The organism is Dysosmobacter sp. (assembly GCF_034093755.1).
GTDB lineage: Bacteria > Bacillota > Clostridia > Oscillospirales > Oscillospiraceae > Oscillibacter.
Genome location: NZ_JAXEBZ010000013.1, coordinates 48659 through 68948, shown reverse-complemented (window position 1 = coordinate 68948; position 20290 = coordinate 48659). Strand labels below are relative to the sequence as shown.

The 20290-nt window shown below is 63.6% G+C and carries 18 protein-coding genes; 11 read left to right on the top strand and 7 right to left on the bottom strand.

From position 1 onward, the window contains the following. Positions 1–119 precede the first annotated feature (119 nt). The 7 genes from ftsW to SOX55_RS01575 all read left to right on the top strand — a co-directional run bounded on the left by ftsW (position 120) and on the right by SOX55_RS01575 (position 8070). Positions 120–1208: a putative lipid II flippase FtsW gene (gene ftsW / locus SOX55_RS01605; protein ID WP_442873597.1), complete on the top strand. Its 1089-nt coding sequence runs from the start codon at positions 120–122 to the stop codon at positions 1206–1208. 14 nt (positions 1209–1222) lie between these two features. Further along, positions 1223–2359, top strand: a complete 1137-nt coding sequence (murG, locus tag SOX55_RS01600) for an undecaprenyldiphospho-muramoylpentapeptide beta-N-acetylglucosaminyltransferase (RefSeq protein WP_325285683.1) — start codon at positions 1223–1225, stop codon at positions 2357–2359. Between the two features lie 79 nt (positions 2360–2438). Further along, entirely contained in the window at positions 2439–3719 is a 1281-nt protein-coding gene (gene murA, locus SOX55_RS01595) for a UDP-N-acetylglucosamine 1-carboxyvinyltransferase (RefSeq protein ID WP_325285682.1), read from the top strand. Positions 3720–3723: 4 nt separating this feature from the next. Next, entirely contained in the window at positions 3724–4476 is a 753-nt protein-coding gene (locus SOX55_RS01590; protein ID WP_325285681.1) for a cell division protein FtsQ/DivIB, read from the top strand. Positions 4477–4686: 210 nt separating this feature from the next. After that, positions 4687–5823 carry a cell division protein FtsZ gene (gene ftsZ / locus SOX55_RS01585; protein ID WP_325285680.1) on the top strand — a complete coding sequence of 379 codons (1137 nt, stop codon included), beginning with the start codon at positions 4687–4689 and terminating at the stop codon, positions 5821–5823. Positions 5824–6066: 243 nt separating this feature from the next. Next, on the top strand, positions 6067–7098 hold the full coding sequence (gene spoIVB / locus SOX55_RS01580; RefSeq protein ID WP_325285679.1) for a SpoIVB peptidase: 1032 nt from the start codon (positions 6067–6069) through the stop codon (positions 7096–7098). A gap of 141 nt (positions 7099–7239) precedes the next feature. Next, a complete protein-coding gene (locus SOX55_RS01575; protein ID WP_325285678.1) occupies positions 7240–8070 on the top strand; it encodes a hypothetical protein in 831 nt (276 codons plus the stop codon). An 87-nt stretch (positions 8071–8157) separates the two neighbouring features. Here the strand turns inward: SOX55_RS01575 and SOX55_RS01570 are convergent, their stop codons facing one another. From SOX55_RS01570 to gdhA, 3 genes are all read right to left on the bottom strand, one after another. Continuing rightward, on the bottom strand, positions 8158–9897 hold the full coding sequence (locus SOX55_RS01570) for an NADH-dependent [FeFe] hydrogenase, group A6 (protein WP_325285677.1): 1740 nt from the start codon (positions 9895–9897) through the stop codon (positions 8158–8160). After that, positions 9891–11729 carry an NAD(P)-binding protein gene (locus SOX55_RS01565; RefSeq protein WP_325285676.1) on the bottom strand — a complete coding sequence of 613 codons (1839 nt, stop codon included), beginning with the start codon at positions 11727–11729 and terminating at the stop codon, positions 9891–9893. Before SOX55_RS01565 ends, SOX55_RS01570 begins: the two co-directional genes overlap by 7 nt. A gap of 352 nt (positions 11730–12081) precedes the next feature. Continuing rightward, a complete protein-coding gene (gene gdhA, locus SOX55_RS01560) occupies positions 12082–13434 on the bottom strand; it encodes an NADP-specific glutamate dehydrogenase (RefSeq protein ID WP_325285675.1) in 1353 nt (450 codons plus the stop codon). Between the two features lie 324 nt (positions 13435–13758). Between gdhA and SOX55_RS01555 the strand changes: the two genes are divergently transcribed. Next, positions 13759–14322: a phosphoribosyltransferase family protein gene (locus tag SOX55_RS01555; RefSeq protein WP_325285674.1), complete on the top strand. Its 564-nt coding sequence runs from the start codon at positions 13759–13761 to the stop codon at positions 14320–14322. Between the two features lie 104 nt (positions 14323–14426). On the opposite strand, the gene SOX55_RS01550 is transcribed toward SOX55_RS01555, so the two are convergent. Beyond that, on the bottom strand, positions 14427–15056 hold the full coding sequence (locus tag SOX55_RS01550; protein ID WP_325285673.1) for a flavin reductase: 630 nt from the start codon (positions 15054–15056) through the stop codon (positions 14427–14429). A 184-nt stretch (positions 15057–15240) separates the two neighbouring features. Here SOX55_RS01550 and SOX55_RS01545 point away from each other — a divergent pair, with 184 nt between their 5' ends. Then, the gene (locus SOX55_RS01545) at positions 15241–15540 is read left to right on the top strand and encodes a DUF2089 family protein (protein ID WP_325285672.1); all 300 of its coding nucleotides are present in this window, start codon (positions 15241–15243) and stop codon (positions 15538–15540) included. Position 15541: 1 nt separating this feature from the next. Continuing rightward, positions 15542–15847, top strand: a complete 306-nt coding sequence (locus SOX55_RS01540; protein WP_325285671.1) for a hypothetical protein — start codon at positions 15542–15544, stop codon at positions 15845–15847. Between the two features lie 32 nt (positions 15848–15879). Here SOX55_RS01540 and SOX55_RS01535 read toward each other — a convergent pair whose 3' ends face one another. The 3 genes from SOX55_RS01535 to SOX55_RS01525 are packed head-to-tail and all read right to left on the bottom strand — an operon-like array spanning position 15880 to position 17865. Further along, entirely contained in the window at positions 15880–16512 is a 633-nt protein-coding gene (locus SOX55_RS01535) for a trimeric intracellular cation channel family protein (protein WP_325285670.1), read from the bottom strand. Between the two features lie 28 nt (positions 16513–16540). Then, on the bottom strand, positions 16541–16978 hold the full coding sequence (locus SOX55_RS01530; RefSeq protein ID WP_325285669.1) for a hypothetical protein: 438 nt from the start codon (positions 16976–16978) through the stop codon (positions 16541–16543). Next, on the bottom strand, positions 16975–17865 hold the full coding sequence (locus SOX55_RS01525) for a LysR family transcriptional regulator (protein WP_325285668.1): 891 nt from the start codon (positions 17863–17865) through the stop codon (positions 16975–16977). The genes SOX55_RS01530 and SOX55_RS01525 overlap by 4 nt, the downstream gene beginning before the upstream one ends. A gap of 469 nt (positions 17866–18334) precedes the next feature. On the opposite strand from SOX55_RS01525, the gene thrS reads away from it, so the two are divergent. Next, positions 18335–20122 carry a threonine--tRNA ligase gene (gene thrS / locus SOX55_RS01520; RefSeq protein ID WP_325285667.1) on the top strand — a complete coding sequence of 596 codons (1788 nt, stop codon included), beginning with the start codon at positions 18335–18337 and terminating at the stop codon, positions 20120–20122. The last annotated feature ends 168 nt before the right edge of the window (positions 20123–20290 follow it).

Sequence of the window (20290 nt, the reverse complement as noted above, 5' to 3'; positions counted from 1 at the left end):
GGGAGAGGAGGGACCCGATCTTGGCAAAGACCATGACCAGAGCGGAGGACGCGGAGCGCCGGGAACGGCGGCTGCAGCGGGAGGCTGAGGGCCGGGAGCTGGCCCGGGGTCCCATCGACATGCCCTTTTTGCTGCTGGTGCTGCTGCTGACGGGCATCGGCCTTGTGATGCTGTTTTCCGCCAGCTTCCCCCGGGCCTATTACAAGGGCCTGAACCCCGCCTATTTCCTGATCCGCCAGGGCGTGTTCGCCACTGCCGGCATCGCCCTGATGCTGGGCATCGGAAAGATCAACTATCAGCGATTCCGGGGCGCTTCCAGATTCCTGCTGGGGGTGTCCATCATCCTGCTGGCCATGGTGCTGATCCCCGGCATCGGCCAGACCCGCAACAACGCCACCCGCTGGATCGGCGTGGGCGAGCTGTTTACCTTCCAGCCCTCGGAGATTGCCAAATTCGCCGTGGTGCTGTACTTTTCCGACACGATCTCCAAAAAGAAGGACAAAATGCGGACCTTCCGCTACGGCATCCTGCCCTATGCCTTCTGGATGGTGGTCATTGCGGCGCTGATGATGCTGGAGCCCCACCTGTCCGGCACGGTGCTGATTCTGGGCGTGGGCGCCATTCTGATGCTGGTGGGGGGCATCCGGTGGATCTGGGTGTTCGCCGCCCTGGGCGTCGCGGGAGCCGCGGGCTACCTGATCGTCGGCGTCCTGGGCTACGGCAGCTCCCGCATCGCCATGTGGCATGACCCGTGGATCGACCCGCTGAAGGACGGCTACCAGATGGTCCAGTCCCTGCTGAGCATCGGCTCCGGCGGACTGCTGGGGGTGGGCCTGGGCAAGAGCCGGCAGAAGTTCCTCTACCTGCCGGAGGAGCACAATGACTTCATCTTTTCCATTGTCTGCGAGGAACTGGGCCTCATCGGCGCCTGCGTCATCATGCTGCTGTTCGCCGCGCTGATTCTCCGGGGCTACTGGATTGCCCTCCACGCCCGGGACCGGTTCGGCGCGCTGCTGGTGGTGGGCGTCACGTCCCTGATTGCCATGCAGACCTTCCTGAACATCGGCGTGGTGACGGGCCTCCTGCCGGCCACCGGCATCTCCCTGCCCTTCTTCAGCTACGGCGGCACCGCTTTGCTGATTCAGCTGGCGGAGATGGGCGTGGTACTCAGTGTGTCCCGGCAGATGAAGCCCACCAAAAACGGATAGGAGATCTGGTAAACGTGAGTAAGGAACTGAAGCGGGTGATCTTCACCTGCGGCGGCACGGCGGGCCATGTGAACCCCGCCGTCGCCCTGGCGCAGCTGCTGCGCCAACGGGACCCGGAGGTCGGAATCCTGTTTGTGGGAGCGGAGCGGGGCCTGGAGAAGGAACTGGTGCCCAAGGCCGGCTATGACTTCCGCACCGTCCATATCTCCAGCTTCCACCGGTCCATGAAGCCCCGGGAGATCAGACACAACGTCATCTCCGTGTGCAATCTGGTCCGCGCACCCGGCGAGGCCCGGGCCATCCTGCGGGACTTCCGGCCCGACGCGGTGATCGGCACCGGCGGCTACGCCAGCTACCCCATGGTGAAAGCAGCGGCGAAGGCGGGCATCCCCACGGCGGTCCACGAGTCCAACGCCGTGCCGGGGCTGACCACCCGGATGCTGGAGCCCTACGCCGGGCGGATTATGGTGGGCTTTGAGTCCTGCCGGAAATACTATAAGCACCCGGAGAAGGTGATGGTCACCGGCACGCCGGTGCGGACCGACTTCTTCTCCCTCACCAAAGAGGAAGCGAAACAGAAGCTGGGGGTGGACGACGGCCGCCCCCTGATCGTGTCTTTCTGGGGCTCCCTGGGAGCCGCGGGCATGAACGCCCAGATGGCGGATTTCCTGGCTCTGGAGAGCCGGTCGGGAGAACCCTTCCACCACATCCACGGCGCCGGCACCGCCGGCTATCCGAAGCTGCTGGCGGCCCTGGAGGAAAAAGGGGTCCGCCTGGCGGACCACCCGGCGCTGCAGGTGAAGGAGTACCTGTACGACATGGGCACCGTCATGCGGGCGGCGGACCTGGTGGTGTGCCGGGCCGGCGCGTCCACCATCAGCGAGATCACGGCCCTGGGGGTTCCGGCCCTCATTGTGCCGTCGCCCTACGTCACCAACAACCATCAGGAGAAGAACGCCCGGGCACTGGAGGAGGCCGGCGGCGCCTGCGTCCTGCTGGAGCAGGATTCCAGCGGACAGGAGCTGTACCGCCTCAGCTGCTCCATCCTCCGGGACGGGGAGCGGCGCTCCGCCATGGCGGCGGCCATGGCCTCCCTGGGCATCACCGACGCCACGGAGCGCATCCTGCGGACCGTTCAGGAACTGCTGTGAAACCTGCCTCTGACACCGGAAACGTCCCTTCCGCATACCATGGAACGCGGAAGGAATTTTCAGGTGCGGAGGGGAGAATATGAGTTGTATTCTGGTGGAGGGCGGGAAACGCCTTGCCGGTGAAGTGGAGATTCAGGGGGCGAAAAACAGCGTGCTGCCCATTCTGGCGGCTACGCTGCTGAGCCGGGACACCTGTGTGCTGCGGGGCTGTCCTCATCTGCGGGACGTGGAGGCGTCGCTGGAGATCCTGCGGAGTCTGGGCTGCGGCGCCCAATGGCGGGAGGGCTGCCTGGCGGTGGACACGGCGCCCATGGACCGGACAGAGATCTCCGACGCGCTGATGCGGGAGATGCGCTCCTCCGCCATTTTCCTGGGGGCCATCCTCAGCCGCTGCGGCCAGGCCACCCTCAGTTACCCCGGCGGCTGCGAGTTGGGCCCCCGGCCCATTGACCTGCACCTGTCGGGCCTGCGGCAGATGGGGGCGGAGATTGAGGAAGAGGGCGGAGTCCTCCGCTGCCGGGCTGCCCGGCTGCGGGGCTGCGACGTGGTGCTGAGCTTCCCCTCTGTGGGGGCTACGGAGAACCTGATGATCGCCGCCTGCGGCGCCGAGGGCGTGACCCGCATTGTCAACGCCGCCCGGGAACCGGAAATCGCCGATCTGCAGGGCTTTCTCCGCGCCTGCGGGGCGGAGGTGTCCGGCGCCGGCAGCGACTGCGTCACCGTGGCGGGAGGAAGGCCCCTCCACGGCTGTACCTACGAAATCATGCCGGACCGCATCGCGGCGGCCACCTACCTGTGCGCGGCGGCCTCCGCCGGCGGTGAGGTGCGGCTGACCCGGGCCCGGGAGGAACACCTGTCCGCCGTGACGGCGGCGCTGCGGGAGGCGGGCTGCGTCATCGAAAGCGACGGCGGGGGCATCACCTGCCGCTGCGGCGGCCGGCTGCGGGCTGTTTCGCCGGTGCGGACGGCGCCCTATCCCGGCTTTCCCACCGACGCCCAGGCGCTGCTGATGGCGGCGCTGCTGCGCAGCCGGGGGACCACGGTGTTTGAGGAGAACATTTTCACCAGCCGCTACCGCCACGTGGATGAGCTCTCGCGGATGGGCGGCGTCATCCGGGTCAGCGGCCGGGTGGCGGTGGTGACGGGCACGGAGCGGCTGCGGGGCAGCCGGGTCCGGTCCACGGACCTGCGGGGCGGCGCGGCGCTGTGCGTCGCGGCGCTGGCCGCGGAGGGCACCAGCGAGATCAGGGGCCTGCACCACATTGACCGGGGCTATGAGGACCTGGCCCGGGACCTGCGCCTGCTGGGGGCGGAGGCGGTGCGGACAGACAGCGGAGAAAACCAACACGAAAGCGGGTGAGCACATGGCCAGAAAACGGGGCAGCGGGCGGCGGCACCGCCGGAACCGCTTCGGCTTCCTGTATAAGCTTCTGACGGCACTGGTCATCTGCGCCGTGGTGGTGGTGGCGCTGACCATGTTTTTCCGGGTGGGCACCATTCAGGTGGAGGGCAACAGCCGTTACACCGACGGGGAGGTCATTGCCGCATCTGGCGTGGCCGCCGGCGACAACCTGATCCTGCTGAACAAGCACGCCCTGGCCCTGCGCCTGACGGAGGAGCTGCCCTATATCGAGGCGGTGTACCCCCACCGCCGCCTGCCGGACACCCTGGTGATTGACGTGACGGAGTGCGGCGTCACCTTCGCCCTGCAGGGGGAGGGGACCTACTGGCTCATGAGCGACACGGGGAAGATCGTGGACACGGCGGCGGAGCCGGGGGACCGGCCGGTGATCGATGGCTGCACGGTGCTGGCCCCCTCCGTGGGGACGGCGCTGGCGCTGCCTGTGGAGCAGCAGATTCAGGGGGAGAGCCTGCTGGCGCTGCTGAAAGCCCTGCGGACGGCGGAAGCCATGGAGCAGGTGGACGCCATCCACCTGGACAGCGCCTCCGAGCTGGTGATGGACTACGCCGGGCGGTTTGCGGTGAAAATGCCCTACAGCGCCGATTATGACAAGATGCTGTCGTTCCTGTCCATTGTCATGGACACGCTGGAAACCAACGAGACCGGCGTTATCGACCTGACCACGGAGGGAAAGGCCAGCGTGCTGAAGCAGTGACGGAGGGGATGGGAGCGTCTCCTCCGCTTCCGTTTATTTCCAGAGAGGGAATCGGAAACGCCGCCGGGGCGTGTTTTTTCAGTTTTGTATTACAAATCCGCGGGGAACACTTGACCTGCGGGAAAAAGTGTCATACAATAACTACATTATGTTGGATAATTGTCGGGAAATTCTTTCCCGCGGGTACAATTTATAGCAGGAGGAACCACTATGGCATTCGGATTGGAGACCGGCCCCGATACTGTTGTGAACATCAAGGTCATCGGCGTGGGCGGCGGCGGCAACAACGTGGTCAACCGTATGGTGCGCTCCGGCGCCAAGGGCGTCGAATTTGTGGCGGTGAATACGGACAAGCAGGCGCTGAACGTCTCCAGCGCCACCTATAAAATCCAGATCGGCGAGAAGCTGACCCACGGACAGGGCGCCGGCTCTGACCCGGACGTGGGCCGCAAGGCCGCCGAGGAGAGCCGCAACCAGATTGCCAAGGCCCTGGAGAACACCGACATGGTGTTCATCACCGCCGGCATGGGCGGCGGCACCGGCACCGGCGCGGCGCCCATTGTGGCGGAGATCGCCAAGGAGCTGGAGATTCTCACCGTGGCCGAGGTGACCAAGCCCTTCGGCTTTGAGGGCCGCCGCCGGATGCAGCAGGCGGAAAAGGGCATTGAGAACCTGAAGGACAAGGTGGACTCCCTGGTGATCATCCCCAATGAGCGGCTGAAGCACGCCACGGACCAGAAGATCACCTTCGCCAACGCCTTCGAGATCGCCGATGACGTGCTGCGCCAGGCGGTGCAGTCCATCTCCGACCTGATCCGGGACACCGGCTTCATCAACCTGGACTTCGCCGACGTCACCGCCATCATGAAAAACGCGGGCCTGGCCCACATGGGCGTGGGCCGCGCCGCCGGCAAGGGCAAGGCCGAGGAGGCCGCCCGCATGGCCATTTCCAGCCCCCTGCTGGAAACCAGCATCGCCGGCGCCCGGGGCGTGCTGATCAACGTCACCGGCTCCATGGACATCGGCCTGGAGGAAGTGGAGCAGGCCGCCTCCCTGGTGCAGGAGGCCGTCCATCCCGACGCGCTGACCATCTTCGGCGCCACCTTCGACGAAACCATGGATGACGAGATCCGGGTCACCGTCATTGCCACCGGCTTCGACCAGAAGGAACCGGAGCCGGAGGAGGCACCTGCCCCCGCCAAGGCAGAGGACAAGCCCGAGCCGGTGCTGCCGAAGGGCAATGTGGCAGAGCCTACGGTGCTGGATATCGCCGACGATCCCAAGCCCGAGGTGCCGGAGGACGATCCCTTCGCCGATATTTTCAAAATTTTCCAGAAACGGGACTGACCGGACTGCTGAGAGCAAGGCGTGATTTGATCACGCCTTGCTTTTTTGCGCCTTGCGCCTTAAAAAATGTTCCTGCCGTGGCGAAAACTCTCTCCGCCGCCGCCCGCAGCGCCGGAAATCGGGGCGCTGGAAACATCCGCTATGGAAGACTGCCGCATTTTGCCCGGCGAAAACCGTAGAAAACTGCAAAGAGTATTCCTGCCGGCGATTTTGCCGGCGCGTTTCGGAAAGGAGGGGTTTTCTTTGCATGAGCGCTTTCAAACGGCAAAAAAATGGCTGCGCAGCTGCGGGGTCGCCTGCTTCGGGCTGCTGCTGGCGCTGTCCCTGGCCACGGGACAGGCGGCGGCCGCCGGGCAGGAGAGCCCCAGAATGCTGACGCCGGTGGGCCACACCATGGGCATCAAGCTGTTCTCCCGGGGAGTGCTGGTGGTGGGGCTGACGCCCGGCAAGACCCCCGCCAGAAGCGGCGGACTGGAGACCGGCGACGTGATTCTGCAGTGCAACGGCACGGCGGTCACCTCCTCGGAGCAGTTCCAGACCCTGCTGCGGTCCGCCGGAGGGGAATCGCTGTCGCTGCAGGTGGGCCGCAACAGTGATCGCACCACCGTCACCGTGCAGCCGGAGCAGAACGAGCAGGGGGACTGGGCCATCGGCGCCTGGATCCGGGACTCCATGGCGGGCATCGGCACCATGACCTTCTGCGACCCGGAGACGGGAACGTTCGGTGCCCTGGGCCACGGTATCACCGACACGGACACGAATCAGCTGATGCCCTTCGCCTCCGGCTCCATCCTGCCCTCCACCGTCAAGGCGGTGCGCCGGGGCGAGGCCGGCGCCGCGGGGGAGCTGCGGGGGGACTTTGACCTGACCACCCAGTTGGGCACCCTGTCCGCCAACACCGGCTGCGGCATTTTCGGCACGGTGGAGGCCCCGGAGTTTCTGGAGACCCTGGGGCCCGCCCTGCCGGTGGCGGAGAAGTCGGAGGTTCGCAGCGGCCCCGCCGTCATCCTCTCCAACGTGGAGGGCGACACGGTGAAGGAGTACGCGGTGGAGATCACCAAGCTGTCCCCCGGCGCCAACGATCCCCGGGAGCTGCTGGTCACCGTTACGGACCCGGAGCTGCTGGCCGCCACCGGCGGCATTGTCCAGGGCCAGAGCGGCAGCCCCATTCTGCAGGACGGGAAGCTGGTGGGGGCTGTGACCCACGTGCTGCTGAACGATCCTGCCAGAGGTTATGGAATTTTCATCGAAACTATGCTGAACGCGGCGGAATAAGGGAAAAAACCGCGCTCCCGGTCCCATACCGGGGGCGCGGGCCCTTTCCGGGGCGTTCCCGGGAATTGTTACTTTTTGTGATGGATTGGGACCATCGCCTGTGGTAGAATGGCCCATATGCAAAAAAAGGGGGAACGGGCCATGAAACGACGCTTTCTGCCGCTGGCGCTGGCGGGACTGGTGTGCCTGACGGCCTGCGGGCAGGCGCGGGAGGTACGGGAGCCGGAGCCGGACATCCTGCTGAAGGAGACGGCCATGGTGTTTGACGACGGCACCGCCGCATCGCTGTGGCAGCAGCCCCATTTCGGCCGGAAGGTCTACCGCCTGTCCGACGGCACGGAGCTGCTGACGGTGGACGCCCCCAACACCGTGGACAATGTGGCCGTCATGGGCATGGAGGGCTACGACGCCCTCAGTGAGGCGGCGGGGCAGAAGGTGCTGGACTACTTCACGGAGCTGGGCATCCTGTTTGATGAGGAGAGGGAGCTGCGGCGGGCCTATGAGGACTGCTGCCTTGCCCAAAAGGAGGACCGGGTGTTTTACACCCACATGCTGGCCCAGGACAGTTCTCCCTACGGCGAAAATGACAGCTACCTGTGCTATATCACCTCGGTGCAGTACCCGGAAGACCTGCGGTTTGACCGGGCTGTCCTGGAGGACCGGTACAGCGTGATTTTTGACAAGCAGACCGGGGAGGCGGTGTCCCCCTGGACGCTGTTCCGGCTGCCGGAGAAGCAGGCCCGGCAGTTTTTGCTGGATCAGATCATGCGCTATTACCGGGGCGATCCCGCAGACGCTGCCGCCGCGCTGAAGGAGGAGTACATCTTCTGGTCGGAGCGGGGGCTGAGCATCGACTTCCCCCAGGGTGCCCTGCCGGGAGAGGAGTACGCCTGGGGCATGACTGTGGAACCGGCGGAGCTGAAGGACGTGCTGACGGAGAAGGCGCTGGACTTCTCGCCGAATAAGAGCTGAAAGCAGCTTGCCAAAACAGCCGCTTTTTCAAAAGCAAAAAAATTCCCTGCCGCGGGGCGGCAGGGATTTTTTCGTATGTCGGGGACCTTACTGTTTCTCGCTGGGCATTTTCCAGGCGGTGTGGTCGGTGTGGAGCAGGTGGTGGGCCCGCTCGCTCATGGGCTTGCCCAGGTACTCCCGGTACAGCACCTGCACGTCCGGGTTCTCGTGGGAGAAGCGGATGTCGGACCGGGCGTCCAGCTTCCACAGCCGGTCGCCCCGGGAGGCGGCCAGCTCCTGGCCGTTGTGGATGGGCTGTCCGCCGCCGCCGGCGCAGCCGCCGGGACAGGCCATGACCTCCACAAAGTCGTAGCTCACCTGGCCCTTGTCCAGCGCCTCCATCAGCCGCCGGGTGTTGGCCAGACCGCTGACCACGGCCACGTGGATGTTGCCGGTTCCGGGGATGTTGAAGGTGGCCTCCTTCCAGGGCTGGTCACCCCGGACGGCCTGGAAGGCATCGGGGTCCGGGTTGTTTCTGGTGATCAGGTAGTAGGCGCTGCGCAATGCCGCGTCCATGACGCCGCCGGTGGCGCCGAAGATGACGGCGGCGCCGGTGCCACTGCCCAGAGGAGAGTCGAACTTCTCCTCCTTCAGGTCGAAGGGGGAGATGTGCTCGCTGCGGAGCATCCGGGTGAATTCCCGGGTGGTCAGCACTACGTCCACGTCCGGGTCGCCGCAGGCGTCGGTCATGGTGGGCAGCTCGCACTCGCTCTTCTTGGAGGTGCAGGGCATGATGGACACCACAAACAGCTTGTGGGGGTCGATGCCCATCTTCTCGGCGAAGTAGCTCTTGGCCATGGCGCCGAACATCTGCTGGGGGGACTTGGCGGTGGACAGGCAGTCGGCATAGGAGGGGTACTGGGATTTCAGGAACCGGACCCAGCCGGGGCAGCAGGAGGTGAACATGGGCCAGCGGTACTTGTTGCGGTGGGTGAACCGCTCCACGAACTCACTGCCCTCCTCCATGATGGTCAGGTCGGCGGCGAAGTTGGTGTCAAAGATGTAGTCGAAGCCCATCTGCCGCAGGGCGGCCACCATGCGGCCGGTGGTGGCGTAGTCGGGGGACAGGTTGAAGGCCTCCGCCCAGGCCACCCGCACGGCGGGGGCGATCTGGACCACGGTGGTGATGTTGGGGTCCGCCAGGGCGTGGAACACCAGGTTGGTATCGTCCCGGGCGGTGAGGGCGCCGGTGGGGCAGTGGGTGATGCACTGGCCGCAGTAGGTACAGTCGGTGTCCTTCAGCCGGCGGTTGAAGGACACGTCCACCGTGGTGCGGGAGCCGGTGCCGGACACGTCCCAGATCTTCATGGCCTGGATTTTGTCGCACACCTGGACGCAGCGCATGCACTTGATGCACTTGCTGGCCTCCCGGACCACCGGAACGCTCAGATCCACGTGGGTGCGCTCCGGATGGACCTTGTAGGGCTGGTAGTGGATGTTCAGATAGCTGGACAGCTTCTGCAGCGGGCAGTTGCCGTTGCGGATGCAGGTGGTGCAGTTGGAGTCATGCTGGGACAGGATGAGACGCAGGTTGGTGCGCCGGGCCTCCCGGACCCGGGGGGAGTTGGTGTGGATCACCATGCCCTCCAGCACCTCGTTGTTGCAGGAGGGGAGCAGGCGCTCCGTGCCCTCCACCTCCACCACGCAGATGCGGCAGGCGGCGATTTCGTTGATGTCCTTCAGAAAGCACAGATGGGGGATGCCGATGCCGATGTCGTTGGCGGCTTTGAGAATGGTGGTGCCTTCCTCCACGCAGATGGGGCGGCCGTCGATAATCGCGTTTACCATTTTTCCACACGTCCTCCCTTGAAGATTCCGTAACCGAAGTGGTCGCAGCGCAGACAGCGGGAGGATTCCTGCATGGCCTCCTCCAGGGACAGGCCGCACTCGATGCACTCGAAGTTGGTTTTCCGGTCGAAGGCGTCCCGCTCCTTGGTGTTGACCCGGCCCCGGGGCTTCAGGTCATAGAACTTGGGCGCCGGCACCGCCACGTCCGCCTTGATCTCGTGGTGGAAGCCCAGATAGTCGTCAATGTTGGCCGCGGCGGCCTTGCCGGCGGCAATGGCGCGGATGACCGTGGCGGGGCCGGTGACGCAGTCGCCGCCGGCGAATACGCCCGCCATGTCCGGCACCCGGGTGCTGGAGTCCGCCAGCAGGGTGCCCCGGCGCTGGATGGTGATGCCGGTTTCCTCGAAGCCGTGAGTCTCGATGCCCTGGCCGATGGCCTTGATGATGACGTCAGCGGGAATCCGCTTTTCCGGCACCTGGGCGGTGTTGGGCTTGGGACGGCCCTGACTGTCGATTTCGCCGGTGATCTGGGGCTGGGTCCACAGGGCCACCACGTTGCCGTCCTCGTCGGCCTCAATGCGGACGGGGGCCTCCAGGGAGAGAATCTCCGCGCCCTCGGCAATGGCGCCGTCCACTTCCTCCTGCTGGGCGGTCATGTCCTCCTGGCGGCGGCGGTACACGCAGGACACCTTCCGGGCGCCCAGACGGATGCAGCTGCGGGTCACGTCCATGGCCACGTTGCCGCCGCCGATGACGGCGATGTTCAGCCCCGTGAAGTCCGGCAGGTCGCCGTCGCCGATGCGCCGCAGCAGCTCCACAGCGGAGATGACGCCGTGGCTGTCCTCGCCGGGAATGCCCGCCTTCTTGTCGGTGTGGGCGCCGATGGACAGGTAGATGCAGTCGTAGGTACGGTTCAGCTCGTCAAAGGTGATGTCGGAGCCTACGTCGATCTCTGTCTTCACCTCAATGCCCAGGGACAGGATGGAGGCGATCTCCGCGTCCAGCAGGTGGCGGGGCAGACGATAGTCGGGGATGCCGTAGCGCATCATGCCGCCCAGCTGCTTGCGGCGCTCGAAAATGGTCACCTTGTGGCCCATGAGGGACAGGTAGTAGGCCGCCGACAGACCGCCGGGGCCGCCGCCGATGACCGCCACCTTCTTGCCGGTGGTGGGGGCGCACTCCGGCTGGGGCACGTCGCCGGCGTTGTCCACGGCGAAGCGCTTCAGGGCACGGATGTTGATGGGATCGTCCACCATGTTGCGGCGGCAGCGGGCCTCGCAGGGATGCTCGCAGATGTAGGCGCAGGCGGTGGGCAGGGGATTGTCCTTGCGGATCAGCCGCACGGCGTCGGCGTAGCGGCCCTCCCGCACCAGGGAGATGTAGCCGGGAATGTCCACGCCGGCGGGGCACAGGGCCACGCAGGGCACGGGGTGGCGCAGGCTGCTGAGGCAGCGGTGATGGAGGATGTGCTCCTCGTAGTCATCCCGGAAGCTGGTGAGACCCATCAGCACCAGCTGCGCCGCGTTGATGCCGATGGCGCAGTCCGCCGTGTCCACGATGGCCTGGGCCGTCTCCTGGATGCGGTGGATGATCTTCACCTCGGCCTCGCCGTCCAGCACTTCCTTCAGCATTTCGGACAGCTGGCTCAGGCCGATGCGGCAGGGCACGCATTTGCCGCAGGTCTGGGCGTGGCACAGGTTCAGGAAGTTCAGTGCCATGTCAATGGGGCACAGGCCCGGAGGGCTGGCCGCGATGCGCCGTTCCATGTTGCGGTACAGCTGATCCACCACCGTCTGAGCCTGGCTGGGGGTCTTGACGTCAAGACGACTCATAATCACTCACTCCTTGTTCAAATCAGAATGCGGGTCCGTATGCGCGGGCGCCGGGGTGCTGTCATAAGGTAATTTGATATTGAGGCTAAGTATAGCACGTTATTTTGAAAATGCAAACTTTTTTTGTAAAAATAGTGTGAATTTTGATGCTAATTAATTAACAAACTAACTTTTATGACATAAATAACGGACTACGCCCCAGAAGAACGGGCGGTTTTGTGTACTTTTTTACACCGTTGGAGGACAAACGTTTTTTCAACGGAAACAAAAATGGAAAAGGGAGTGTATAAAAAAGGCGGGCGGACCAAAAGGTCCGCCCGCGTAAGGGGCTTGCAGCAAAGGCACGGGGGGATTAGAAAATGCCCTGAGCCATCATGGCGTCGGCAACCTTCTGGAAGCCAACGATGTTGGCACCGGCAACCAGGTCATAACCCAGACCATAGCGCTCGGCAACCTCAACAGAGGAGTTGTAGATGTTCTTCATGATGCCCTTCAGCTTCTCATCCACTTCCTCGGCGGTCCAGTACAGACGCTCGGCGTTCTGGGCCATCTCCAGCTCGGAGACGGACACGCCGCCGGCGTTGACGGCCTTGGAGGGAGCCACAACGATGTGCTTCTGGCTCTTCAGGAACTCCAGAGCATCGTTCTTGGTGGGCATGTTGGCCACCTCGATGTAGTACTTCACGCCGGACTCGGCAATCTTCTGGGCCCACTCCATGTTGACGTCGTTCTGGGTGGCGGCGGGCATGTAGATGTCCACGTCCTTGACGCCCCAGCACTTGGTGCCGGGCACGAACTCGCAGCCGAACTTCTCGGCATAGGGCTGGCAGTGCATGGGATCCTTGGCGCGCATCTCCAGGATGTAGTTCAGCTTCTCCTCGGTGACAACGCCCTCGGGATCGTGGATGTAGCCGTCGGGACCGGCGAAGTAGGTGACCTTGGCGCCCAGCTCGGCAGCCTTCTTCATGATGCCCCAGCCCACGTTGCCGTAGCCGGAGATGGCGATGCGCTTGCCCTCGATGGACTCGCCGTCATGCTTCAGGACCTCTTCCAGATAGTACACAGCGCCGTAGCCGGTGGCCTCGGGACGCAGGATGGAACCGCCGGTGCAGACAGCCTTGCCGGACAGAGCGCCCATCTCGGCAGCGCCCACCAGACGGCGATACTGGCCGTACATGTAGCCGATCTCGCGGCCGCCGCAGCCCAGGTCGCCGGCGGGGCAGTCGATGTCCTGGCCGATGTGGCGATACAGCTCGGAGATGAAGGCCTGGCAGAAACGCATGACCTCAGCGTCGCTCTTGCCGCGGGGATCGAAGTCGGAGCCGCCCTTGGCGCCGCCGATGGGCAGGCCGGTCATGGCGTCCTTGAAGACCTGCTCGAAGCCCAGGAACTTGATGATGGACAGGTTGACGGAAGGATCGAAGCGGATGCCGCCCTTGTAGGGGCCCAGGGCCGCGTTGTACTGCACGCGGTAGCCGCGGTTGACATGCCACACGTGGTTGTCATCTTCCCAGGTCACACGGAACTCGACAGTGCGCTCGGGCTCCACCATGCGCTCCAGCAGAGCGGCCTTCTCATACTCGGGATGAGCCTCGATGACGGGCTCCAGAGAGGACAGCACCTCTTCCACGGTCTGCAGGAATTCGGGCTCGTTGGCATTCTTCGCACGGGTGGCTTCCAGAACGCGCTCAATATACTGGTTCATTTCAATCTCCTCCTATAAATATTGATCGATTTTGTCTACAATTACCAATTTCTCGTGCCTTGCTACCTCTACCTTAGCATAAGTTGGATAGAAGTCAAGAGGAATTTATGAAAAATTTAACAGTGTTTCGTTAGTGTGAGAAACCAAACAAAGGAAAAAGTGACGGAATTCCTGCATCATTATTGCATTTTGCAACGAATTGGTCAAAAAGGTTCGGCGAAAAATTTTGTGCCGATTGACACTTTTTTTCCGTCGGTCTATAATGGATTTGTACCCGACAAAAAACCCATTTTTCCGATCTACATATTTGAGGGAGGCTGTTTTATGCACACCTATTCCATGAAGATAGCGGGTCTTGAGCGGAAGCTGCCCATCTGCAGGGTCACGGATGACCTGTACATCGGCGCGTTCATCATGTTCGGCGACGCGGAGCTCACCGTGGCCTGCGCCCGGGAGCTGCTGAAGCTGGTCAGCCCCGACAGCTATGATTATATGCTCACCGCCGAGGCAAAAAGTATTCCCCTGATCCACGAAATGGCCCGCCAGTCCGGCGCGGAGAAGTACTTCATCGCCCGGAAGGGGCCCAAGGCCTATATGCCCGACCCCCTCCACGTGGCGGACCGGTCCATCACCACTGCCGGCCAGCAGGAGCTGTACCTGGGCCGGGACGACGCGGAGCTGATTGCCGGCAAGCGCATCCTGCTGGTGGATGATGTCATCTCCACCGGCGGCTCCCTCCACGCCATGGAGGCCCTGGTGGCCATGGCCAGCGGCACGGTGAGCGGCCGTCTGGCGGTGCTGGCCGAGGGCGGCGCGGCGGACCGGACGGACATCGGCTTCCTGGAGAAGCTGCCTCTGTTCAACGCCGACGGCACCGTCAAGGCATAATGGTAATACCTTATTATATATAATAGTATTATAGCAGAACAGCACATCACGGTGTAAACAAACGAAGGAGGGCATCTGCCCTCCTTCGTTTCGGTTTCCGGGATTTACTTTTCGATGAGCTGGAACTTGTCGGCGGGGGCGTTGCACAGGGGGCAGCGGAAGTCCGCCGGCAGGGACTCGGCCTCGTACACATAGCCGCAGACCGTGCAGCGGTAGCCGTTGATCTGCACCGTGCGGTAGACGGAGGCGGTGGTGGGGGTGGCCTTGCCCCGGTTGGTGAAGTCCTTCAGCGTCAGGGCGGGGCCGCCGCTGAGAACCTCAGACTCCGTGGCCTGGCCCACGAACAGCACGTAGTTGCCCACTTCCAGCCGGTCCACGATCTTGCAGGAGATGCGGGACACCATGTGCTCGGTGAGATAGGGGTTGCCGGCCTCGTCCAGCTTCACGTCCTTGCCGGCGAACTTGTCGGTGACACGGCCGGACTTGTAGCCGAACAGATTCACTAGTTCCGTGGGGCAGTCGGCGGTCAGCAGCGTCACGGCGAAGCTGCCGGAGACCTCCAGGGCCTTGCAGGTCTCGTTGCTCTTGTTGACGGTGACGGTGAATCTGGGGGGGAACGAGGAAGTGACCTGGTGCAGGGAGTTGATGATGCAGCCGCTGTACTTGCCGTTGGCGGTGGTGCCCAGCAGGGACAGGGAGTAGTTCAGGCTCTCATAGGCTTTGGAATTCAGCATGACAATGTCCTCCTTGTTTCGTTGATCTCAGAAATTGGGGTCCGGTTGTTTACAGCATCAGAATATCAGAAGATTCGTATATTCGTAAGTTGTATCTGCAACATTCGGAAAATTATTCTTCCGCCGGATGGGGTTGACTTTCATAAAATTAAATGTTATCTTTAATAATATGAAAGGGGGGCCTATGGCGCTGGAAGTGATTCCGAACTGGATGGCGGAGCTGAATGAGGAGGACGCGGCCTTCATCCGGCGGTTCGTGCTCTCCTCCGGCTCACTGAAGGAGGTGGCGGCCCAGTACGGCGTCACCTACCCCACGGTGCGGCTGCGGCTGGACCGGCTGATTGAGAAAATCCGGCTGGGGGAGCAGGCGGAGGCGGACCCCTACGTGGCGCTGGTGAAGCGGCTGGCGCTGGACGGGCGGATGGACTATGACACCGCCAAGCTGCTGATTACGGCCTACCGGAAAACGAAGGAGGAGAAGTGACATGAGCAATATGACCGTAATGCTGACGTTTCTGCTGGTGCTGATGGCCGCCGGGGTGGGGCTGCAGGTGTTCCTGTCACGCAGGGCCTCCCGGTGGCCGGGGCTGGTGCTGCCGGGCATCTGCCTGCTGTACTCCCTGGCGCTGTGCCTCAACGTGATGGCGGGGCCGGGGGCGGTGTCGGCGGCGCTGGCCGGCTTGCTGCTGGGGAACATCCCCACGCTGATGCTGCTGGCGGTGTACGCCGCCTGCCGGGAGGGGCGGAAGCGCCGCTCCGGCGTGGAGAAAATGAACATTCAGGACCTGTGAAAGACGAAACCCGCCCGGAAGGGCGGGTTTTCTTACAGCTCCTTTGCTCTGGGCAGGTTCCAGCGGAAGTGGGCGGACAGGCACCGGATCACCACCACCAGCGCGATGCCCGCCAGCATGGCGGCCACGCTGCCGGCGGGGTACCACAGCAGCGCGCAGGTCAGCGCACCGGCCAGGGAGGCGGTGGCGTAGACATGGCGGACGAAGATATAGGGCATGTCGCAGGCCATCAGGTCCCGCAGCACGCCGCCGCCCACGCCGGTGACCACCCCCACAAACACCAGCAGGAACAGGGTGGGGGAGGTCACGTGCTGGTAGGCGATCTGTACCCCCACCACGGAGAAGGCACCCAGCCCCAGGGAGTCCATCCACAACATCAGCAGGTTGTAGCGGTCCGGGTTGTGCATCAGCAGTCGGCGGATCTGAGGCAGGAAAATGATGGCGGAGGTCACCAGCGCCAGGGCGGCGCAGGTGGGGTCCCGGAAGGTGGCGGGAGGCGTCAGCCCCAGAATCACGTCCCGGATGACGCCGCCGCCCACGGCGGTGGTGAGGCCCAGGATGCACACGCCGAACACGTCCATGTTTTTCCGCAGGCCGGTGAGGGCGCCGGAGACGGCGAAGGCCACCGTGCCCACCAGGTTGATGATGAGAATGAAAGTATCCATGAAACACTCCTGTGATGAAAGAATCGGGTTAGACGGACATCAGGGCGCTGAACATGAAGTGGGCCAGCAGCCCGGCGTTGACCATGTGCAGCACGCCGGGGACGGCGCCGGCCCGGCGGCTCTTCCAGCCCCGGACCGCTGTATACAGACCATACCCGGCCAGCAGCAGGGGCACCAGCGCCATCAGCAGAAACAGCAGAGCCGTCAGGGGAGAGACCAGACTGTCCGGAAGCAGGGCCATCACCGGCCGGAACAGCATCACGGGCCCCATCACCAGCCCCACGGCCGCCAGGGCATAGAGGTGGGTCACCGCTTCCATGGCGTGGTACAGCGCCGACGGCTCCGCGCCGTACTGATAACCGCAGGCCTCCCACATCACGTCCGCGGCCACGGTGCATACCAGCGCCGTAACGGTGAAAATGCCGTAGGCCCACAGCAGGACTGTCAGGAGGCGGCGCCCGGTCATTGGGTGCCCTCCCGCACCATCTCCATGAACCGGGAGGCCGCGGCGGTGGGGTACACCCCCTCCACCGTGCACATGTCCACGCTGCGGGCGGGGATGTCGAAGCCGATGTTCAGCAGCCGGATGTCCCCGGACTCCAGGGCGTCCCGCACGAACTCCAGAGTGACCCCCGCCACCCCCAGACCGATTCTGGACAACGACACCAGCAGCGACCGGGAGGACAGCTCAATCTCCGGCGTCAGGGTGACGCCGTACTGGAGAAACACCCGCTCCAGAAACACCCGGGAGCTGGCCTTCCGCTCCAGCAGAATCAGGGGAAAATCCGCAATCTCCCGGGGGGTGTACACATGGTCGAAGTCGCAGTCATAGCCGCTGCCGGCCACAAAGGCGGCATGGGTCTGAAAGCAGGGCCAGACGCTGAGGTTGGTTTTGTCGGCGGGGGTGGAGGCGAAGGCGATGTCCACCACGCCGGATTTCAGCAGGCTCAGCACCTTGGCACTGCGGCCGCTGACGATCTTCAGCCGGATGCCCGGGTATTCCCGGTGGAACCGCTCCAGATAGGCCGTGAGGAAATAGGCGGTGACGGTGTCCGACGCGCCGATGGTCAGCGACCCCACCAGCAGGTGCCGGGCCTGGGACAGCCGGTCCTCGCCGGAGGACAGCAGGCTCAGGGCGCTGCGGACATACTCGTAGAGCATCTGCCCCTCGCTGGTGAGGCTGACGCCCCGGGGGGACCGGGCGAACAGCCGGGCCTGCAGCGCGGTTTCCAGCTGCTTGATGGACTGACTCACCGCCGACTGGGAGATGTAGAGGTTTTTGGCCGCCAGGGAGATGTTGCCGGTCTCCGCCACCTCCCGGAACACCCGGTACAGTTCCAGTTTTACCGCCATAAGCGCACCTCCTGCCTGAGATGGGAGCGTTCACTCCTTATTATCTCCAGTATACGGACAGGCGGCGCAAAAAGCAACCGCTCCCGCAAATTTTCGACGGAGCGGGGGAAGGGGAAATTTTCCGGAAGGTGCCGCTTGACAAAGGCGGTTTTCCGGTGGTATGATCTCAAATTGTAGAAAAAGGCTTGGAAAAGGACACTGTCCGGGAAAGACACCAGAGAGGGGCCGCCGTTGGCTGAAAACGGCCCCGGCCGGAACCGGAGCCAGCACCGCCTTGGAGCCGCCCGCCGAAAGGCTTCGCGCCCAGTAGACCGGGACGGGACCTCCCGTTACAGAGGACACGAGCGACGGACAGGCTGTCCGTAAGCAGGGTGGAACCGTGGAATACGTGATTCGTATCTCACCCCTGATTGTTCAGGGGTGAGATTTTGTTTTGTCCCGCCCCTCACCGAAAAAGGAGGAAATTCCCATGAGCGAAGAAAACCTGTACACCTTTGAAAACGAGCAGTACCGCCGGACCTACTGGCACACCTGCTCCCATGTGATGGCCCAGGCGGTGAAGCGCCTGTGGCCCGAGACGAAGCTGGCCATCGGCCCCAGCATCGACAACGGCTTCTACTATGACCTGGACAGCGCGGAGACCTTCACCGCCGAGGACCTGGAGAAGATCGAGGCCGAGATGCGGAAGATCTGCAAGGAGAAGCTGAAGCTGGAGCGGTTCGAGCTGCCCCGGGCCGAGGCTCTGGAGCTGATGAAGGACGAGCCCTACAAGGTGGAGCTGATCAACGACCTGCCGGAGGACGCCACCATCTCCTTCTACAAACAGGGCGAGTTCACCGACCTGTGCGCCGGCCCCCATCTGGACTCCACCGGCCGCATCAAGGGCAACGGCATCAAGCTGACCGCCTGCAATGCCGCCTACTGGCGGGGCGACTCCTCCCGCAAGCAGCTCCAGCGCATCTACGGCGTGGCCTTCCCCAAGAAGGAGGAGCTGGACGCCTATCTGAAGGAGCGGGAAGAGGCCCTGAAGCGGGACCACAACAAGCTGGGCCGGGAGCTGGAGTACTTCACCACCGTGGACACCCTGGGCCAGGGCCTGCCGGTGCTGCTGCCCAAGGGCGCCCGGGTCATCCAGCTGCTGCAGCGCTGGGTGGAGGACACCGAGCAGAAGGCCGGCTACCTGCTGACCAAGACCCCCCTGATGGCCAAGCGGGAGTTCTTCAAGATCTCCGGCCACTGGGACCACGATCTGGACGGCATGTTCATCATCGGCGACCCCTATGACGAGAGCAAGGAGTGCTTCGCCCTCCGCCCCATGACCTGCCCCTTCCAGTATCAGGTCTACCTGAACCGCCAGCGCTCCTACCGGGATCTGCCCATGCGCCTGGGTGAGACGTCCACCCTGTTCCGCAACGAGGATTCCGGCGAGATGCACGGCCTGATCCGCGTCCGCCAGTTCACCATCTCCGAGGGCCACAACGTGGTCCGTCCCGACCAGCTGGAGGAGGAGTTCAAGAACTGCCTGGACCTGTGCAAGTATTTCCTGGGCACCGTGGGCATGCTGGACAAGTGCACCTTCCGCTTCTCCCAGTGGGACCCCGCCAACCCCAACAACAAGTATGAGGGCACCGCCGAGCAGTGGGAGGAGGCCCAGCGGGCCATGGCCCAGATTCTGGACGACCTGGGCGTGGAGTACACCGTCGGCATCGACGAGGCCGCCTTCTACGGTCCCAAGCTGGACATTCAGTACAAGAACGTCTACGGCAAGGAGGACACCCTGGTCACCATCCAGATCGATATGCTGCTGGCCCAGCGGTTCGGCATGTACTATATCGACGAGAACGGCGAGAAGAAGCTGCCCTATATCCTGCACCGCACCTCCCTGGGCTGCTACGAGCGGACCCTGGCCTACCTCATTGAGGAGTACGGCGGCGCCCTGCCCACCTGGATGGCCCCCGAGCAGGTCCGCTTCCTGCCGGTTACCGACCGGGCCAGCGACTACTGCGCCGAGCAGGCGAAAAAGCTGGAGGCCCTGGGCTTCCGCGTGGAGGTGGACTACCGCAACGAGAAGATCGGCAAGAAGATCCGCGAGGCCCAGCTGGAGAAGATCCCCTACATGGTGGTTGTGGGCGACCGGGACATGGAGAACGGCACCGTCTCTCCCCGTCACCGGGCCGACGGCGATCTGGGCGCCATGTCCATGGATGCGTTCACCGCTCTGCTGAAGGAAGTGGTGGACACCAAAGCCAAGAAGTAAAACGGCTGTTTCCGGCCGGAAAAAGCATCGCCCTCCGGAGGTTTTCCGGGGGGCGATGCTTTTCTGATGCAAACAAAGAAAAATACATATGTCTGCATGTGAAAGACAAAAATGTGAAAATAAAGTCGAAAAATCGTTGAAAATTTGGAAGAATACACAAAAAACGAA

Bases quoted from the DNA above. Each gene is read 5' to 3' on its own strand.
- SOX55_RS01530 (WP_325285669.1), bottom strand. From the start codon at position 16,978: ATGACCGGGCGCCGCCTCCTGACAGTCCTGCTGTGGGCCTACGGCATT.
- thrS (WP_325285667.1), top strand. From the start codon at position 18,335: ATGAGCGAAGAAAACCTGTACACCTTTGAAAACGAGCAGTACCGCCGG.
- SOX55_RS01565 (WP_325285676.1), bottom strand. From the start codon at position 11,729: ATGAGTCGTCTTGACGTCAAGACCCCCAGCCAGGCTCAGACGGTGGTG.
- ftsZ (WP_325285680.1), top strand. From the start codon at position 4,687: ATGGCATTCGGATTGGAGACCGGCCCCGATACTGTTGTGAACATCAAG.
- SOX55_RS01575 (WP_325285678.1), top strand. From the start codon at position 7,240: ATGAAACGACGCTTTCTGCCGCTGGCGCTGGCGGGACTGGTGTGCCTG.
- SOX55_RS01550 (WP_325285673.1), bottom strand. From the start codon at position 15,056: ATGCTGAATTCCAAAGCCTATGAGAGCCTGAACTACTCCCTGTCCCTG.
- ftsW (WP_442873597.1), top strand. From the start codon at position 120: ATGCCCTTTTTGCTGCTGGTGCTGCTGCTGACGGGCATCGGCCTTGTG.
- SOX55_RS01525 (WP_325285668.1), bottom strand. From the start codon at position 17,865: ATGGCGGTAAAACTGGAACTGTACCGGGTGTTCCGGGAGGTGGCGGAG.
- gdhA (WP_325285675.1), bottom strand. From the start codon at position 13,434: ATGAACCAGTATATTGAGCGCGTTCTGGAAGCCACCCGTGCGAAGAAT.
- SOX55_RS01535 (WP_325285670.1), bottom strand. From the start codon at position 16,512: ATGGATACTTTCATTCTCATCATCAACCTGGTGGGCACGGTGGCCTTC.
- SOX55_RS01540 (WP_325285671.1), top strand. From the start codon at position 15,542: ATGAGCAATATGACCGTAATGCTGACGTTTCTGCTGGTGCTGATGGCC.
- SOX55_RS01555 (WP_325285674.1), top strand. From the start codon at position 13,759: ATGCACACCTATTCCATGAAGATAGCGGGTCTTGAGCGGAAGCTGCCC.
- SOX55_RS01570 (WP_325285677.1), bottom strand. From the start codon at position 9,897: ATGGTAAACGCGATTATCGACGGCCGCCCCATCTGCGTGGAGGAAGGC.
- SOX55_RS01545 (WP_325285672.1), top strand. From the start codon at position 15,241: ATGGCGCTGGAAGTGATTCCGAACTGGATGGCGGAGCTGAATGAGGAG.
- SOX55_RS01590 (WP_325285681.1), top strand. From the start codon at position 3,724: ATGGCCAGAAAACGGGGCAGCGGGCGGCGGCACCGCCGGAACCGCTTC.
- murA (WP_325285682.1), top strand. From the start codon at position 2,439: ATGAGTTGTATTCTGGTGGAGGGCGGGAAACGCCTTGCCGGTGAAGTG.